This is a genomic window from Streptomyces sp. MMCC 100, assembly GCF_041538145.2.
Lineage (GTDB): Bacteria > Actinomycetota > Actinomycetes > Streptomycetales > Streptomycetaceae > Streptomyces.
In genome coordinates, this window is record NZ_JBGORK020000001.1 from 5908056 (window position 1) to 5926562 (window position 18507).

Consider the following 18507-nt stretch of genomic DNA (forward strand, 5'->3'; position numbering starts at 1 on the left):
AACGAGTGGTGAGCGATCGGACACGGCGGGCAGTGGGCGGGGCCGGCCGGCAGAAAGGGCAACACACCGTGGCGGGGTCTAGCGAGGACAGGTCGGCCCGGCCCCCGGCCAGGGGCGAACGTGTGGTGACCGCGCTCGACAAGCGCCTCCCGGTGTCGTCCGCCGGCAAGGCGTTCCTCCGGAAGGCGTTCCCGGACCACTGGTCGTTCCTGCTCGGTGAGATCGCGTTGTACTGCCTCGTCGTGCTCGTCGTCACCGGCGTCTTCCTGACCTTCTTCTTCCACCCCGGCATGACCGAGCGCCCGTACACCGGCGCGTATCTGCCGCTGCGGGGCGTGCGGACGTCGGAGGCGTACGCCTCCGTGCTCCACATCAGTTTCGACGTCCGCGGCGGTCTGCTGGTCCGGCAGGTCCACCACTGGGCGGCGCTGGTGTTCGTCGCCGCGATCGGTGTCCACCTGCTGCGGATCTTCTTTACTGGCGCCTTCCGGCGGCCCCGCGAGGTGAACTGGACGATCGGCGTGACGCTGTTCCTGCTGGCCCTGCTGGAGGGGTTCTGCGGCTACTCGTTGCCCGACGATCTGCTGTCGGGCACTGGTCTGCGCACGGCGCAGGGCATCGTGCTGTCGATCCCGGTAGTCGGTAGCTATGTGGCGTTCTTCGTCTTCGGCGGCGAGTTTCCCGGGCACGAGATCATCCCGCGGCTGTACGTGGCGCACATCCTGCTGCTGCCCGGACTGCTGCTGGCCCTCGTCGTGGTCCACCTGGGCTTCGTCGTCTACCACAAGCACACCCACTGGGCCGCGCCCGGCCGTACCAACCGCAACGCGGTCGGCAAGCCGTTCTTCCCGCAGTACACCGCCAAGTCCGTCGGCCTGCTCTTCGTCGTGGCCGGGGTGCTCAGCCTGATGGCCGCCCTGATGCAGATCAACCCGGTGTGGAGCTTCGGTCCCTACCGGGCCGACCAGGTGTCCGTCGACGCCCAGCCCGACTGGTACGTGGGTTTCCTGGAGGGCGCGCTGCGGCTGATGCCTGGCGCGGAGACGGACGTCGCCGGACACACCGTCGTGTGGGACGTCTTCCTGCCCGCCGTCGTCCTGCCGACCACGCTGTTCGTGATCCTCTACAGCTATCCGTTCTTCGAACGGTGGATCACCGGCCCCGGACCCGAGCAGCACCTGTGCGACCGGCCGCGTAACGAGCCCACGCGCACCGCCCTGGGCGCTGCCGCTGTGTCGGCCTACGGCGTGCTGCTCATGGCCGGCGGGCAGGACGTTCTCGCCCACGTGTTCAAGGTGCCGTTGGAAGCCCTGACCTACGGGTTCCGCACGGCGCTCTTCGTGGTGCCCCTGGTCACCTACCTCGCCACAAAACGGGCGTGCCTGGGGCTCCAGGCGGCGGACCGCCGACGCTTGTTGAACGGACGGGCGGCCGAGGAGGTGCGCAGGAACGCCGACGGCGGATACCAGGAGGCGAGGACACTGCTGCCCGCGGCCGAGACGTACCGCATCGTCGTACGCGTCGAGTCGCGTTCCCTGACGCACGGCACCGAGGCGTGGCGCTGGTTCCACAAGCACCGCGTCCGCAACGCGCTGAGCCGCTGGTACTTCGGCGAACGAGTCGAGCTGCCCGTCACCGCGTGGCAGCGACAGCGGATCGACGTCGTACGGGCCGCGCCCGGCGAGGCTCTCGAAGCCGACGACACATGAGCGAGGAGGTCGGGTCATGACGGACGACATCGGGATTCCCGAAGTCGCAACGGACGGGAACCTGCTCTCCGGTCCCCAGTCGGAGGTGGCGCGCGTCGCCGGACATCCCGACGCTCCGCCGCGTATGGGCTTCTTCACGGACACGTCCGTGTGCATCGGCTGCAAGGCGTGCGAGGTGGCGTGCAAGGAGTGGAACGCGATCCCCGAGGACGGCCTGGAGCTGACCGGCATGTCCTACGACAACACCCAGGGGCTCGGCGCGGACACCTGGCGGCACGTGGCCTTCATCGAGCAGCGCAAGCCGCCGCGTTTCACCCGCACCAGCGCCCTGGCCGACGTCCACGTGCCGCTGCGCGCCGGATCGGACATCGCCTTCCTCGGCGGGATCATCAACCACGTCCTGCGGACCGAGGGCTACTTCCGTGACTACGTCGTCGCCTACACCAACGGGCCGTACATCCTGAGGGAGGACTTCCGCGACACCGAAGACCTCGAGGGCGTCTTCTCCGGCCTCGACCCGGAAACCCGTAGTTACGACAACAGCAGCTGGCAGTACGAAGGGATGGAAGTCCAGGCGGCGTCGGGCGAGCGCGACCAGGAGTACGAAGACCGCACCGGTGGCGGTGCCTCGGTGGAGGCTGCCGCGGGCGGTGAGTCCCACGGCTCCGGCGGTGCCACGATCCCCGAGGGCCAGCCGGAACGGGACGAGACGCTGAGCCACCCACGCTGCGTCTTCCAGGTACTGAAGCGTCATTACGCGCGCTACACACCGGAGATGGTGGAGCAGATCTGTGGCGTCCCGCAGGACCTCTTCCTCCAGGTCTGCGAACTGGTCACGGACAACTCCGGAAGGGACCGGACCACCGCGTTCGCCTACGCGGTCGGCTGGACGCAGCACACGGTCGGCGTGCAGTACATCCGTGCCGCCTCCGTCCTGCAGAGCCTGCTGGGCAACATCGGCCGGCCGGGTGGCGGCATCCTCGCCCTGCGCGGGCACGCCTCCATCCAGGGCTCCACGGACATCCCGACCCTGTTCAACCTGCTGCCGGGCTACATCCCCATGCCCCACGCGCACGAGCGGGACGACCTGGACTCCTTCGTGGAGGGCGAGGCGGCGCAGAAGGGTTACTGGGGCAACATGCGGGCCTACCTGGTCAGCCTGTTGAAGGCGTACTGGGGCGGGGCCGCCACCGAGGACAACGACTTCTGCTTCGACTACCTGCCACGGCTGACGGGTTCGCACTCCACCTACGAAACGGTCATGGCCCAGCTGGAGGGCACCTGCAAGGGCTACTTCCTGATCGGCGAGAACCCCGCGGTCGGCTCCGCCAACGCCAAGATGCAGCGCCTCGGCATGGCCAACCTGGACTGGCTCGTCGTCCGGGACTTCTCCCTGATCGAGTCGGCCACCTGGTGGAAGGACGGCCCGGAGATCGAGACGGGCGAGATGCGCACCGAGGACATCGGCACCGAGGTGTTCTTCCTGCCCGCCGCCGCCCACACGGAGAAGGACGGCAGCTTCACCAACACCCAGCGGCTGCTGCAATGGCACCACCAGGCCGTCGAACCGCCCGGCGAGGCCCGCAGCGACCTCTGGTTCACCTACCACCTGGGCCGGATCATCCGGGAGAAACTCGCCGCGTCCACCGATGAGATGGACCGACCGCTGCTGGACCTGACGTGGGACTACCCGACCAAGGGCGACCACGCCGAGCCGGAGGCGGAGGCCGTGCTCGCCGAGATCAACGGGTACGACGCCGAGGGGAACCCGCTCACCTCGTACGAACAGCTCAACAACGACGGCTCCACCGCATGCGGCTGCTGGATCTACTGCGGGGTCTACACCGACGGGGTCAACCAGGCCGCCCGCCGCAAGCCGGCCAAGGAGCAGAACTGGGTGGCCGGCGAGTGGGGCTGGGCCTGGCCCGCCAACCGCCGCATCCTGTACAACCGGGCGTCGGCCGATCCCGGCGGCAGGCCCTGGAGCGAGCGCAAGTCCCTGGTGTGGTGGGACGCGGACGAGGGCGCGTGGACCGGCCACGACGTGCCGGACTTCAAGAAGGACAAGGCCCCTGACCACGAACCACCGCCGGGCGCGACCGGCCCCGAGGCACTGACCGGGACGGACGCCTTCATCATGCAGGCGGACGGCAAGGCGTGGCTGTACGTCCCGTCCGGCCTCACCGACGGCCCGCTGCCCACGCACTACGAACCGCAGGACTCGCCGTTCCCGAATCTGCTCTACGAGCAGCAGCGCAACCCCGTGCGGCAGTTGCTGCCGCCGCACCCTGACAACCGTTACCAGCCCAGCGGCAGGGAACCCGGCTCGCAGGTGTTCCCCTACGTCGCCACCACCTACCGGCTGACCGAGCACCACACAGCGGGCGGCATGTCCCGCTGGCAGCCCTATCTCGCCGAGCTGCAGCCGGAGTTCTTCTGCGAGGTCTCCCCCGAGCTGGCCGCCGAGCGCGGACTGGAGCACACCGGCTGGGCGACGATCGTCAGTGCCCGCGGCGTGGTGGAGGCCCGGGTGCTGGTCACCGACCGCATGGCCCCGCTCACCGTCCAGGGCCGCCGGCTGCACCAGGTGGGGATGCCCTATCACTGGGGCCCGAACGGCTATACCACAGGGGACGCGGCCAACGAACTGCTGCACATGTCACTCGACCCCAACACGCACATCCAGGAGACCAAGGCGTTCGCCGTCGACATTCGGCCCGGACGCCGCACCAGGGGGGCGGCCGCCACGGAACTCGTGCGGGCCTACCGGGCACGGGCCGGTATCGACGAGGACACCGGCACCGAGCCGTGAGTGTGCGCGGGTGGGATCACCTGAGGACCACGGAGTGCTCGCCCCGGGCCACCAGCTCCCCCACCCCGGTACCACCGCACCGCCCCTCAGGAGGACAACGAGGCGGAAGCACCGGCGACGCACAGCAGACCGCCGACCAGGAGCAGTACAGCCGTCCCGGCGGAAGCCACGACGCCGAACCGCAGAAGCGCCGGTGTGGTGGACCGCGCGTCAACGGGCGGCACGCTATGGGAGCGACGATCGCTCAGAAAGCCTCGACCGAGGGGCCGTGGTTGCGGCAGCCGGTTGGCCAAACCGGCGATCCCCCGCATCATTGACGTTCCACCGCCGCTACCTGCCCGCGCGTCGCCCGTGCCGTGGTGGCCGAGCCCCTTCACGTCCCGGGTGAACCGGGAACCAGGTCGACCTATTTGCGTCCCTCGGTGACGAGCCGCTCAACCAGCTCCCGCGCCTTCGCCCGCCGGGCCCCGGCGACGGGCCGTTCACTGTAGGGCGCCCGAGGTTTGGCGGGCACCGCCGGCCTACTGCCGGCAGCGATCACACAGTCATCGTCGATCGTCAGGAGCCTACGATCCCGCAAGGCGTCCACCGCGCAGGTCACCTGACACCAAGGTTCCAGCACCCTCGTGGACGGCAGGGTGCCCGTCGAGCTCGCAGTGGCGTACAGCTGAAAGGTCATTCGCGCAGATCAGCCGCCATCAGCCACTCATCGCGGCAGGTCGCCGCGCTCGCTGGTCTCTTCTGGGACAACTGATCAGCAGGAACGAGCAGCTCCGCGCAGAGCGTCACTCGCCCTCGGCACCCCATCGACGTACGCCGCCCTGACCGGTCCTGATCTGGCCAACACGCTGCCTGACACCCCGTCAGGACCAGCGTTACGAGCGTCATTTCAGCGTTAAGGTATCGCCCGTAACGCCCACATCACACATGCTGGGCATCACGCTCCGTGGTACATGCGGTGCAGGTCGACGAGTTCGATATCGCCACGCCGGTCGGCCTCACGCCTCAGATCGCCGGTGAAGCCAGAGCGGGCGAGGAGCAGAAGCTTTGGGCAGGGCCCCCACCGTGGCGCTGGGCAGCAGTCCCCGCAGGTGCTCCAGTTGCTCCAGCTGCTCCAACTGCGGCAGGCCAACAGGCTTGCGGGTCCCCTTGGGCTCACCGATCGCGGTGATCCGTTCGGTTCCGAACGCCGGCGACTCCGCCACCGCAAGATCCAGTTCATGACCGCGCCGATGCTCCCGGCAGTCAATCTCCGTCGGGCGCACCCAGCTCACCCGGCCGCCGAGGCTCTCCAGTGCGGCATGTTCGAAGCACCACCGGCTCCGCGACCCGGAAGACACTGCGCTTGTCCCGTATGGCGTCCTCCACCTGCTCCAGCGGGCCGATGTCCTGAAGTCCCGAGAGCAGGCGCGCGAGGGCGCCGCTCGCCCGTCCCGGTGCTCCCGCGATCCCCTACCGCCGGTGATGCCCCGCACTCACCGCCGCCAGGACCTCCGTGTACGAGGTCGGGTCCGAGATCGAGGGCTCATCATGCAGCAGCATTTGCAGTACTTTGCCGGGGGTCCACCCGAAGGCCTGTCGCTGATCGGAGGGAGCGGGCATGACGGACTGGGTTGTCACGATCGGGTCTGACGAGGGGGCCCTGGAACGCTCTCAGGCACCGCGGGCGCGGGACGCGGCACTCGACGACCTGGGGGTGGCCGCCACGGCCTGGGGCATCCAGGCGGCTGAGCAGGTTCACACCGATCTCCTGACCGCACAAGGGCGCGGCGAAGTCGCGCTCACCGGACACGAGCGCGCGGCGCTGGAGGCGTCTGTCCTGACGATGCTGACGGGGCTGGTCACCGGCCGGCCCTTCGACGCTCCGGACGAAGCGGTGTCGCAGGTGCGCTGGGCCGCGCGGCAGGGCATCGCGCTGGACGGATTGCTCCGGGTGATCTGGCGCTCGCACTCGGGCGTGCAGGCGGCGCTGATCGAGGCGATGACCGCCGGCGTACCGGCGGAGCGGCTCGCCGAAGAGGTGCGGCGGGTCTCGGCGGGGTTGATGGACTTCGTGGCCGTGCTCATCGACGCACTGAGCCGGGTCTTCGAGCAGGAGAGCGCGGCGTGGGGACGGCACCGTTCGGCGACCATCCGTCGTGCCGTCGACGAGATCGTCGAGAGCGGCCGGGCCTCCCCCTCGGTGGAGGAGCTCCTGGGTGTCCGGCTGCACCGGCATCACACCGCGGCCGTGCTGTGGCCGCTCGACGTCGCCTCGTACCCCGGCTGGAGTTCGGACTCGGCCCGGTGGACCGAGGCGGTGAAGGAGTCTCTCCGTGCCGGCTCGGCGCTGGTCGTCCCGCGCACCGACGGCTCGACCGACGTCGTGTGGTCGAGTTCCGCGGCTCCGGCTCCCGAAGCGCTCAGGGCGCTGCCGTCGATTCCGCTGCCAGAGGGGTTCAGCTGCGCCTTCGGCTTCGACGCGCCCGATGCCACCGGGTTCCGCCACACACTCCTCGCCGCGCGCGGACTGGCCCGGGCTGCCGCCGGCACGGTCCAGCCACGCGTGTGGCTTGCCGACGAACACGGTGCACTGGCACTGATGATGCAGGACCCGGATGGCGCCGCCACCTTCGTGCACCGCACCCTCGCGGGTATCGAGGGCACCGGCGCCAGGGACGTGATGCTGCGCGAGACCCTGCTGGCGTTCTTGGAGCATCAGGGCAGTCGCTCGGCGGCCGCCGAGCAGTTGCACATCGCGGCGACGACGGTCGCGTACCGGGTCCGGCAGGCGGAGTCGAACCTGAAGCAGCCGATCGTCGGCCGCAGGACCAGTGTCATGGCAGCGCTCGCCCTGGCAGTGCACTTCCCCCATTTGCTTGCCTGAGGCCCGGTACGTGCTTCCCTGAGGCCCCGTCCGCCACCCGAGCCGTTCACCGCCCGAGGCCGTCCCTTCTTCCGGGCTTCACCCGGTCGCCCACGGCCGTTTGTCGCCCGGCGACAAATCCCTCGCCGATGTCTGTCGTACCGGCAGGCGAAATCGCTCCCGCCCGAGCAGAGGCTATGCCCAACCGTCAACGATGACGGGGCACCTTCTCGAACCGGGAGATCGACCCATGGCCGCTGTGGCGAACCCGTCCCTCGATGATCGTCTCTCCACGATCCGCGACCGCCTGGTCGCGGCCCTCGGCGCGGAGGGTGTCCTCTCCGAGGAGTCGGCGGCCGAGTTCCACGATCCGTACGCGACGGGCGGGACCCCGACGCCCCGGCCGGTGCTCGTCGTGCAGCCGGCCTCGGTCGAGGAGGTCCAGGCCGTCGTCCGTATCGCGAACGAGCACGGGATACCGCTGTGGACGTCCTCACAGGGGCGCAACTTCGGCTACGGCGGCGGCGCACCGGTGACCGAGGGCGTCATCGCCGTCAACCTGCGCCGGATGAACCGGGTTCTGGAGATCGACGAGCAGGGCGGCTACGCCGTCGTCGAGCCCGGGGTCTCCTTCCACGAGCTCTACGCCGAGATCAAGGCGCGCAGGGTGAAGCTCTGGATCTCGGTGCCGGACCTCGGCTGGGGCAGTGTCGTGGGCAACACCGCCGAACACGGCCTCGGCTACACCCAGTTCGGCGACCATGCCGGCGCGGTCGCGGGGATGGAGGTGGTTCTCGCGAGCGGCGAGATCGTCCGGACCGGGCTGTGGGCGCTGCCGAACAACAGCCTCGGTGCGCGTGCCAAGCGCGGCTTCGGTCCCTCCGTCGACTCGCTGTTCCTGCAGTCCAACTTCGGCATCATCACCAAGATGGGTCTGTGGCTGATGCCGGAGCCCGAGGTTTTCACGGCCGGCTCGGTGATCATCGATCATGCCGACCGCATCCCGATGCTGATCGACGCCCTGGCGCCGCTCGTCCAGGACGGCACCGTCCAGGGCCTGCCGCTGATCGTGAGTGCGCCGGAACCCGAGGGCGGCCGGTGCGAGCCGATGGACGACACCACCGGCAAGAGCAAGCTGCAGAAGCTGTCGGCGACCTTCCCACCCGGCCGGGTCAACGCCCGGATCTCCTTCTACGGCCACCCCTCGCTCGTGGCGGCCCGCGAGGAGATCGTCCGTGCCGCCGTCTCCCACATCCCCGGCCACACCGTCGACCTCCGGACCTACCCGGGCGACGTGGACCCGACGAAAGTGCACCCGCTGGACCTGGTGCCGGCCGGGATCCCCAACATGTTCCTGCTCGACATGCTGCACAAGCACTTCGGACCGTCCGTGGGTCACTTCGACTTCTCGCCGATCATCCCGTTCACGGGCGAGGCCGCCGCCGAACACGAGGCCATGGTCCAGCAGGTCGCCGCCGAGTACGACCTCGTCGTGGGCTTCGGCTGGATCGGCCAGCCCCGCAGTCTCATCGGCATCAGCATGATCCTCTTCGACACGAGCGACCCCGCGGAGGCCGCCAACGCCCGCGCCGCGGCGGACCGGCTGATCGAGATGGCCGCCGAACGGGGTTGGAGCGAGTACCGCGGTCATGTGACCGTCCAGGAAACGATCGCTTCGCTCTACTCCGGCAACGGCAACTCGTTGCGCCGCTTCTACTCGACCCTCAAGGACGCCCTCGACCCCGCCGGGGTCCTCTCACCGGGCAGCCACGGCATCTGGCCCGGGTCGCACCGGTACGCCTGAGCCCTCCTCGCCGTACCCCGCACTGCGTACCCTCACCGCTTCCCCACGCCATCCGCCCAGCGGGAAGCTCCCGCATCCGCACAGCACGAAGGAAGAGCACCATGCGCGACGTGCCACTCATGCCACCGACCGTCGTCCTCCCCCAGGCCGAGCGGCCCGAGCCGCGCCACCCCGCCGACATCGACTGGGAGACGAGCAACAAGTTCCTCAACGGTCCGTTCGCGCCGTGGCACGAGGAGACCGAGGCCTTCGACCTGCCGGTCGAGGGCAGACTCCCCGACGACCTGGCCGGGGCGCTGTTCCGCATCGCCAACAACCCGCGCTTCACGCCGCTCGACCTCGACCGGTACCACTGGTGGGAGGGCGACGGCGGCGTGGCCGCGACATACATCCGTGACGGCAAGGCGTCGTTCCGGACGAAGTGGGTGATGACCGACACCATGAAGGTGGAGATCGAGGCCGGCGAGGCGGTCTACCCCGGCTTCGTCAACGGCAGCGAGCCACGGCCGCTGCCGCCGGGCGCACCGCCCGCCAAGAACGTCGCCAACACCAACGTCGGAATCTTCGCCGACCACCTGCTGGTCTACTTCGAGGGCGGCCTGCCCACCGAGATGCACCCGGGCACCCTCGACACCAAGGGCTCCTTCGACTTCGACGGTGGCATCGACGTGCTGTGCACGGCGCACCACAAGATCGACCCGAAGACCGGCGACCTGCTGTTCTTCGCCGCCGTCGGACCCAACATGACCTGGTACCAGGCCGACGCCAGGACAGGACAGGTCGTCGACACCTTCACCTTCTCCATGGGGTGTCCGGCGATGGTGCACGACTACATCGTCAGCGAGCACCACGCGATCTTCCTGATCTCACCGACTCAGTTCCGGATCGACCGCATCATGCAGGGGCGTCCCGGCGTGCTGTGGGACCCCGGAGCGGTGCCGGGGGGCTCCCGCTTCGCGGTCCTCGACCGCCGCACCCACGAGGTCACCTGGTACGACACCGGCGTCATGCTCGCGCCGACCCACTTCTTCAACGCCTACGAGACGCCCACCGGCCTCGTCGTCGACCTGCACGTCATCGAGCGGCTGGGCAACCCGGCCACCCACCCCGACCAGCCGGTCGGCTCCCACGCCTGGTTCCCGCCCGCGATGGCCTGGCGCTTCACCCTCGACAGCGCCACCGAGCGAGCCACGGGCGAGATGCTCAGCGGCGTCGCCGGAGAGTTCCCGAAGATCAACGACGACTGGCTGGGCCGCAAGCTGCGCTACGGCTACTTCGCCACCACCCGCGACCTGTCGCCGCTGACCATGACCGACGGCATGGCACGCCACGACTTCACGACCGGGCAGACCCTGGTGATCGAGGGAGTCGACGGGCTCACCAGCCCCTCGGAGCCCGTGTTCGTGCAGCGGCGCGGCGCGAGCGAGGAGAACGACGGCTATCTGCTGTCGCTGTGGTGGAACCCGGCCACCGGGCTGTCCGAACTCCTCGTCCACGACACCACCGAGTTCGCCCGCGAGCCGCTCGCCCGGGTCAAGCTCCCCGTCCGCGTGCCCTTCGCCTTCCACGGCACCTGGGCCGAGGCCGAGCAACTCGACGCCGCCCTCGCGGCGCAGGACGACAACTGACCGAGCCACGAGCCGAGAACGGACGACACGGACAACCATGAGCAACCCTTGGGACAACAAGATCTTCAACGGCGCCTTCGTCACCGGTGGCGGCGGCACCCTCGATGTCACCGCGCCGGCGACCGGCCAGGTGATCGCCACCGTCGGGCAGGCCGACACCGGCGACCTCGAGAAGGCCGTCGCCGCGGCCACCACCGCGCAGACCGCGTGGGCCGCTCTGCCGTACACCGAGCGCGCGGCGGTGATGGCCCGGGCCGCCGCCCTGCTCGCGGCCGATCCCGAGCGGCTCACCCGCTGGCTCGTGCCCGAGTCGGGCTCCGGCCAGGGCAAGGCGGCCTTCGAGACCGGGCTGGTAACCTCCGAGCTGAGCGCAGCCGCCGCACTCGCCGCCCAGCCCCACGGCCAGGTCCTTCGCAGCATGAAGCCCCGCTTCTCCATGGGCCGTTACGTGCCCGTCGGCATCGTGGGCGTGATCAGCCCGTTCAACTTTCCGGCGATCCTGTCGATGCGCTCGGTCGCGCCGGCGCTTGCCCTGGGCAACGCGGTCGTCCTCAAGCCGGACCCCCGCACCTCCGTCTCCGGCGGTCTCGCACTGGCCGAACTCCTCGCGGAGGCCGGCCTTCCCGAGGGCCTCCTCCACGTCCTGCCGGCCGGTGCCGATGTCGGGGCGGCGCTGGTCGCCCACCCGGACGTGCCGTGCATATCCTTCACCGGCTCGACGGCCGCGGGCCGCAGGATCGGCGAGGCCGCGGCCCCGCTGCTGAAGAAGGTCCATCTCGAACTCGGCGGAAACAACGCGCTGTTGGTCCTGCCCGACGCCGACATCGACGCCGCGGCATCGGCGGGCGCATGGGGCTCCTTCCTGCACCAGGGCCAGATCTGCATGACCACCGGCCGCCACCTCGTGCCCAGGGAAAGGGCCGAGGAGTACGCCGCCAAGCTCGCCGAGAAGGCCAGGAACCTCCCGGTCGGCGACCCCACCGACCCGGCCAACGCGCTCGGCCCGGTCATCGACGACAACCAGCTCGAGAAGGTCCACGAAATCGTCGAGTCGACCGTCGCCGCCGGTGCGAAGCTGCTGGCCGGCGGCACCCACGAGGGCCTCTTCTACCGGCCGACCGTGCTCGCCGACGTCCCGCTCGACAGCCCTGCCTTCAGTCAGGAAATCTTCGGCCCGGTCGCCCCCGTGGTCGGCTACGACACCGTCGAGGAGGCGCTCGAGATCATCAACTCCTCCGAGTACGGGCTGTCGGTCGCGATCCTCACGTCCAACCCGTTCACGGCCTTCCAGCTCGCCGACCGGATCAAGTCCGGCGCCGTTCACATCAACGACCAGACGGTGGACGACGAGGCAGTCGCCCCCTTCGGCGGAACCAAGGCGTCGGGCGCGGGCGGCCACTTCGGCCTGTCTTCGAATGTGGATACCTTCTGCGACCTGCAGTGGGTGACCGTCCAGTCCGAGATCGAACGCTACCCGTTCTGATCTCCGGCCGACCTCGAACCGCAGGCCCGGCACCGGCACCGCATTGCTGGTACCGGGCCTCCGGTTGAGCTGTCAGCCGGAGACCCGGCGCACACGGACAAGAGCCGTTCGGGCACGTGGACACCAACCAGATGGGGGCGGCGAGCCGGCCCCGGGTCATCGCCCCCGGTGTCGAGCGCGCGGTCGGCTGCAAGCTGCGACGGGGGCTCCGGGCGCTGAGTCTGGCGTCAACACTCCCACTGGATCGACCACACTCCGAAATAGAGTCATCCCGGCATCTGGGCTGACGCCGCTACGTCGTGGAGCGCACCGTTTCAGGTGTCCAGCTGCCGCAGCCAACCGATCGCCGCGACGACCCGTGCGGCGGGCCGTACGTCCGTCGGCCAGAGCCTGCACACTCCCGGCCCCCCGCCCCGACGAGGGTGACGTCACAGCTCGCACCCCGCGCGGGGGCCGCGATCTCGGCGCCGAGCCCGCCGGCACCGACCATTGCGTGCGAACCTTGCGCCGCCGAGCGTCAGAAAATGGGGAACCAGGTCGAGAGGCGCTTGGCGATGACCGGTACATCGATGTTGTCCTGCGCGACGTCCTCGACGAACGGGCCGGCCACGGAGACGGGTGGCGGGGCGGTACTGGCGCTGACGCCGTTGAACCGCAGGAAGACACGCAGGGCGAGCCAGGCGGTGCGCTCGTTTCCGTCGATCAGCGCGTGATTGCGGGCCACGGAGTGCAGCAGCGCCGCCGCCTTCTCGTGCAGCGTGGGATACAGCTCGGCCCCGAACACGCTCGTCCGGGGTCGCTCGATCGCCGACATCAGAAGGCCCATGTCACGCACGCTGTGCTCGGTACCGTTGACCGTGCGGGCGATGGCCAGGATCTCGTCGATCTGGATACAGCGCACGTCCGTCACTTCAGGTAGTCCAGGATCTCCGCATCGCTGTCCATCAGCTCGGCCAGGACGTCATCGACCTTCAGCTCGGCCCGGCTCTGGGCGTCACGGATGGCCTCAATGGCAAGTTCCTGCTTACTGCGGCCCTCCCGCCGAGCCCTCTCGGTGAGCTTCGCGTCAAGGTCGTCGGGGAGTCGAAGTGTCATCGCCATACAGAGGTGATACCAGTCCGGTATCAAAGTAGCGCGGTCGGTCAGCGTTCTCGGCTCTGCTCCAAGGACCGTGGAGCCAGGGTGGTCGCTCACACCGCCACTGCGGGGGCGCAGCAGAGACTTCCGCTTCGAGCGTCGTCCGAGCGTCAAGAATCTCCGAAAAAGCCCCTGAAGGCGTCGCCGATGCAAGCGCTTCGCTCACGAATCGGCAGGTCAGGAAGCTCTCGAAGAGAGACCCGTCCGCTCGAACCGCTACACGGAGGAGAACAGCTCGAGCAACCCACCCGAACAACAAAACCGCAGGTCAGGCACCCTTTCCAGTAGGTTCCAAAATCGCCACGCACTCCACATGATGCGTCATCGGAAACAGATCGAACACCCGCAGCATCCGCACCCGGTACCCCCCGTCCCGGAAGTACCCCAGGTCCCGGGCCAGTGCGGCCGGGTCGCAGGCCACGTACGCGATCCTGCGGGCGCCCAGCGACGACAGGTGCTCGACCGTCTTGCGGCCGGCGCCCGCGCGGGGCGGGTCGAGGACGATGAGGTCGACCTCGTCGATGCCGGTGCGGGGCAGGACGGACTCGACCTTGCCCTGCTCGATGCGGACGCGGTCGAAGCCGGCGAGGTTGTGGCGGGCGTCCTCGACGGCGCGCTTGCCGGACTCGATGCCGAGAACCGCGCCCTGGTCGCCGACGCGGTCGGCCAGGGCGCCGGCGAAGAGGCCGACGCCGCAGTAGAGGTCGAGGGCCATGTCGCCCTTGCGGGGCAGCAGGCCCTGCATGACCGCCGTCACCAGGGTGTCCGCGGCCTTCGGGTGGACCTGCCAGAAGCCGCCGGAGCCGACCCGGTAGGTGCGGCCGTCGGCGCGCTCGCGGACGAAGGGGCGGCCGTGGACGCGGTGGACGCCGCCGTCCTTCTCGCCGACGCGCATGACCGCGACCGGGCGGTCCAGCTCGACGATGGGCAGGCGGGCGCCGGGGCGCGGGGTCAGGATGACCTGGCGGTCCTGCGAACCCGTCGCCGCGATCGCCTCGACCGTCGACATACCGGGCCAGTCACGGCGCTCGATGCCCAGTTCGCTGACGCCCTCCGCCGCGATCATGCAGTGGTCGATCGGCTCGACCTCGTGGGAGCGGTGCTTGCGCAGCCCCGCGCGGCCCTCGGCGTCCACGGCGTACTGCACGCGCGTGCGCCACGACGGGACCTGGCCGGCGGGCACCTTGTCGCCCTCGGCCGGCATCACCGTGCCGTCCCAGCCGGCCTCCCCGGGGGTGAGCCCCGCCAGGCGCTGGAGCTGTTCGGCGACGACCTCGCCCTTCAGGCGGCGCTGCGCGCCCGGCTTTGCGTGCTGCCAGTCGCAGCCGCCGCAGCGGCCGGGGCCCGAGAAGGGGCAGGGGGCCTCGATGCGGTCCTTGGAGGGGTCCAGGATCTCGACCGCGTCCGCGCGCAGGAAGCGAGCGCCTTCCTCGCCCTCCGTGACCCGGGCCACGACCCGCTCGCCGGGCAGCGTGTGCCGGACGAACAGCACCTGGCCCTCGGACGTGCGGGCGATGCAGTGGCCGCCGTGGGCCACGGGGCCGACCTCGACCTCGTACTCCTCGCCGACCAGCGAGGCCGGCCGTGAGGCCTGCTCCGCGTCCGACTGTGACACCGCTCGCGTCTCCGCCTGCGACTTCTTCGGTTCTGCCTGCATGGCGGGGTGACTCCAGAGAACGGGGGCGACAAAGGACAACAGCCGTCCAGTCTACGTGGACGAGGAGGAGTCCTTCGGACGGTCCTGGTGAGGGTGGTGGGCGGGGCCGCGCCGCACCGCGCCGGGGGCGTTCCAGTCCTGGCGCTTGCGGGCCCGGCGCCTGGCGGCCTCGGAGGACTCCAGCTGGTAGGGCACCGACGTGACCATGACGCCCGGCGTGAACAGCAGGCGGCCCTTGAGGCGCAGGGCGCTCTGGTTGTGCAGCAGGTGCTCGTACCAGTGGCCGACCACGTACTCGGGGATGATGACCGAGACCGCGTCGCGCGGAGACTCCTTGCGCAGGCTCTTGACGTACTCGATGACCGGCCGCGTGATCTCGCGGTACGGCGAGTCCAGGACCTTGAGGGGTACGGCGATGCCGCGGCGCTCCCACTCCTCGCGCAGCGCCTTGGTCTCGGCCGGGTCGACGTTGACGCTGAGCGCCTCGAGGCTGTCGGAGCGCATGAGCTTGGCGTAGGCGAGGGCGCGCAGCGTGGGGCGGTGGATCTTGGAGATCAGGACCACCGAGTGGACGCGGGAAGGGCGCACCATGTCGTCGCTCTGCGCCTCCTCGGGGTCCTCGGGGGCCGCGATCTCCTCGGCGACGCGGTCGTAGTGCTTGCGGATCGCCGTCATCGTCGCGAAGAAGATGCACATGCCGAGCAGGGCGACCCAGGCGCCGTGGGTGAACTTCGTGGCCAGGACCACGACCAGCACCAGTCCGGTGAAGAAGGCGCCGAAGGCGTTGATCGCGCGGGAGCGCATCATGTGGCGGCGCCGGGACTGGTCGCGTTCGGCGGCCAGGTTCCGGTTCCAGTGCCGGACCATGCCGATCTGGCTGAGCGTGAAGGACACGAAGACGCCGACGATGTAGAGCTGGATCAGGCGGGTCGAGTCGGCGCCGTAGACGACGACCAGGAGCATGGCGGCGCCGGCGAGGAGCACGATGCCGTTGGAGAAGGCCAGGCGGTCGCCGCGGGTGTGCAGCTGGCGGGGCAGGTAGCGGTCCTGGGCGAGGATCGAGCCGAGCAGCGGGAAGCCGTTGTAGGCGGTGTTGGCGGCGAGGAAGAGGACCAGTGCGGTGGCGGCGGCCAGGATGACGAACAGGAAGCTGCCCTCGCCGAAGACCGCCTCGGCGACCTGCGAGATCACCGGGTGCTGGACGTAGTCCGCGCCGACCGCGACGCCGTTGTGGAAGAGCTCGGTGGCCGGGTTCTCGGACATGCGCACGTCGGTCGCGGAGGCCAGCGCGATGATGCCGCAGAACATGGTGACGGCGAGCAGGCCCATCATCGCGAGCGTGTTGCCCGCGTTCTTCGACTTGGGCTTGCGGAAGGCCGGGACGCCGTTGGAGATCGCCTCGACGCCGGTGAGCGCCGCGCAGCCGGAGGAGAAGGCGCGCAGGAGGAGGAAGATCAGGGCGAAGCCGGCCAGGCCGCCGTGCTCCGGCTTGATCTCGTAGTCCGCGGTCGGGGCGCGCATGGTGTCGTCCAGGACCAGGCCGCGGAACGCGCCCCACACGATCATGATGAAGACGCCCGCCACGAAGACGTACGTCGGGATCGCGAACAGGGTGCCCGACTCCCTGACCCCGCGCAGGTTCATCAGGGTGAGCAGCAGGATCACGGCGACGGCGCACAGGACCTTGTGCTCGACGACGAAGGGGATCGCCGAGCCGAGGTTCTCGATGCCGGAGGAGATGGAGACGGCGACGGTCAGGACGTAGTCGACCAGCAGGGCGCTGGCCACGGTCAGCCCGGCCTTCGGGCCCAGGTTCGTGGTGGCCACCTCGTAGTCGCCGCCACCGCTCGGGTAGGCGTGGACGTTCTGCCGGTAGGAGGCGACCACGGTGAACATGAGGACGACGACCGCGACCGCGATCCAGGGGCTGAAGTGATAGGCCGACACGCCCGCGATGGACAGGACGAGCAGCACCTCGCCCGGCGCGTACGCCACGGAGGACAGTGGGTCGGACGCGAACACGGGGAGGGCGATGCGCTTCGGCAGGAGCGTTTCACCCAGCCGGTCGCTGCGCAGTGCGCGCCCGATCAGGATCCGCTTGGGCACGTCGGTCAGTTTGGACACAACAGAGGATCGTAAGCGTTCGAACGCGCGACCGCCCAACCGCCACCCCTCCCAGGCCGCCCCGGTCTGCTCTACGGGTGAATTCGCGGGGCGGTGCGGCTGCGGACGGGGTGGGCGGCGGGATTCGCATGGCTATATGACCATCACCGCCCGTCGTCCCCTGAGGGAGAGCCCATGCATCTGTCCGCGGAGCTGGTCGGCGGCGGCGTCACGCTCGTCGGCCTCGCCGTCCTGGCCTTCGCCAGCATTCGCAGCATCTCCCGCCGGGGATCGTCGGCGGAGGGCTGACGCGGGGGCCTCAGACGAGACGAACAGGGAGCCGCGGGCCTCGAACGGGGAGCCGCGGGCCTCAGACGAACGGGGAGCCGCGGCCCTCCAGCATCTCGTTGAGCGTGTGCTGGACGGTGTCCTTCACCTCGCCCGCGAGCTTCTCGACCACCAGCGGGTCCTCCGCGGCGTCCTCGGGGAAGCCGTCCGTGTGGATCGGGGCACCGAAACGGATGGTCCACTTGGTCGGCATCGGGACCAGGCCCAGCACGCCGAGCAGCGGGAACGTCGGGGTGATCGGGAAGTACGGCAGCTTCAGCATCCGGGCCAGTGTCGGGGCCGAGCCGATCATGGGGTAGATCTCCTCGGCGCCGACGATCGAGCACGGCACCATGGGGCGCCGCGAGCGCAGCGCCACCGCGGCGAAGCCGCCCCGGCCGAAGCGCTGCAGCCGGTAGCGCTCCTCGAAGGGCTTGCCGAGCCCCTTGTACCCCTCCGGCATCACGCCGACCAGTTCCCCGGAGCCGAGCAGCCGCAGGGCGTTCTCGGGGCACGCCCGGACGTGGCCCGCCTTGCGCGCGAGGTCGCGGACGACGGGGAGGTCGAAGGCCAGGTCGGCGGCGAGCAGCCGCAGCCTGCGGTGGGCACTGTGGTGGTCGCGCAGGGCCACCTGGAGCATCAGGGCGTCCAGCGGCAGGGTGCCGGAGTGGTTGGCCACCAGGAGCGCGCCCCCGTCGGCGGGCACGTGTTCCAGGCCCTCCAGGTCGACCCGGAAGTACTTCTCGTACAGCAGTCGCAGGGCGGGGAGCAGGTAGTCGTCCGTCAGCTCCGGGTCGAAGCCGAAGTCGTCGACGGCGCCCTCGTCGGAGGTCAGCCGGGCGAACGCGTCCGCGCCGCCGGCGAGGACCTCGCGCAGCACCTCGGCGGTCAGGGACGCCTCGGCCTCTCCGAAGGGGATGTCTCCGGTCATGCGTGCCTCGTCTCGGATCTGTGGGTGGGGTCTGGGGTCGCCGCCCGGTACGGCGGCCCCCTCGCCGGAGG

The 18507-nt window shown here is 69.9% G+C and carries 10 protein-coding genes and 2 pseudogenes; 7 read left to right on the forward strand and 5 right to left on the reverse strand.

Features of this window, described 5'->3' with window-relative positions:
* Positions 1-122 precede the first annotated feature (122 nt).
* The 7 genes and pseudogenes from qcrB (at position 123) to ABS735_RS27405 (ending at position 12281) form a co-directional block, all read left to right on the forward strand.
* The gene (gene qcrB / locus ABS735_RS27375) at positions 123-1709 is read left to right on the forward strand and encodes a cytochrome bc1 complex cytochrome b subunit (protein ID WP_373903591.1); all 1587 of its coding nucleotides are present in this window, start codon (positions 123-125) and stop codon (positions 1707-1709) included.
* A 16-nt stretch (positions 1710-1725) separates the two neighbouring features.
* Positions 1726-2013, forward strand: a pseudogene (locus tag ABS735_RS27380) (hypothetical protein); the annotation flags it as partial.
* Positions 2014-4521: pseudogene (gene fdh, locus ABS735_RS27385) on the forward strand (formate dehydrogenase); the annotation flags it as partial. It lies immediately after the preceding pseudogene.
* 1600 nt (positions 4522-6121) lie between these two features.
* Positions 6122-7387: a helix-turn-helix domain-containing protein gene (locus ABS735_RS27390; RefSeq protein WP_373903587.1), complete on the forward strand. Its 1266-nt coding sequence runs from the start codon at positions 6122-6124 to the stop codon at positions 7385-7387.
* A gap of 229 nt (positions 7388-7616) precedes the next feature.
* Positions 7617-9170 carry an FAD-binding oxidoreductase gene (locus ABS735_RS27395; RefSeq protein WP_373903586.1) on the forward strand — a complete coding sequence of 518 codons (1554 nt, stop codon included), beginning with the start codon at positions 7617-7619 and terminating at the stop codon, positions 9168-9170.
* Positions 9171-9271: 101 nt separating this feature from the next.
* Positions 9272-10798 carry a carotenoid oxygenase family protein gene (locus tag ABS735_RS27400; RefSeq protein WP_373903585.1) on the forward strand — a complete coding sequence of 509 codons (1527 nt, stop codon included), beginning with the start codon at positions 9272-9274 and terminating at the stop codon, positions 10796-10798.
* A gap of 37 nt (positions 10799-10835) precedes the next feature.
* Positions 10836-12281, forward strand: a complete 1446-nt coding sequence (locus tag ABS735_RS27405; RefSeq protein WP_373903584.1) for an aldehyde dehydrogenase family protein — start codon at positions 10836-10838, stop codon at positions 12279-12281.
* A 517-nt stretch (positions 12282-12798) separates the two neighbouring features.
* On the opposite strand, the gene ABS735_RS27410 is transcribed toward ABS735_RS27405, so the two are convergent.
* The 5 genes from ABS735_RS27410 to ABS735_RS27430 form a co-directional block, all read right to left on the reverse strand.
* Positions 12799-13191 (reverse strand): type II toxin-antitoxin system death-on-curing family toxin, encoded by a 393-nt coding sequence (locus tag ABS735_RS27410; protein WP_373903583.1) that lies wholly within the window; start codon positions 13189-13191, stop codon positions 12799-12801.
* Complete coding sequence (locus ABS735_RS27415) at positions 13188-13382, reverse strand: ribbon-helix-helix protein, CopG family (RefSeq protein WP_373903582.1); 195 nt, start codon at positions 13380-13382, stop codon at positions 13188-13190. The genes ABS735_RS27410 and ABS735_RS27415 overlap by 4 nt, the downstream gene beginning before the upstream one ends.
* A gap of 304 nt (positions 13383-13686) precedes the next feature.
* A complete protein-coding gene (locus tag ABS735_RS27420) occupies positions 13687-15075 on the reverse strand; it encodes a class I SAM-dependent RNA methyltransferase (protein ID WP_373903580.1) in 1389 nt (462 codons plus the stop codon).
* A 51-nt stretch (positions 15076-15126) separates the two neighbouring features.
* The gene (locus ABS735_RS27425; protein WP_373903579.1) at positions 15127-17199 is read right to left on the reverse strand and encodes an APC family permease; all 2073 of its coding nucleotides are present in this window, start codon (positions 17197-17199) and stop codon (positions 15127-15129) included.
* Positions 17200-17548: 349 nt separating this feature from the next.
* The gene (locus tag ABS735_RS27430) at positions 17549-18436 is read right to left on the reverse strand and encodes a lysophospholipid acyltransferase family protein (protein ID WP_373903578.1); all 888 of its coding nucleotides are present in this window, start codon (positions 18434-18436) and stop codon (positions 17549-17551) included.
* Positions 18437-18507 lie beyond the last annotated feature (71 nt).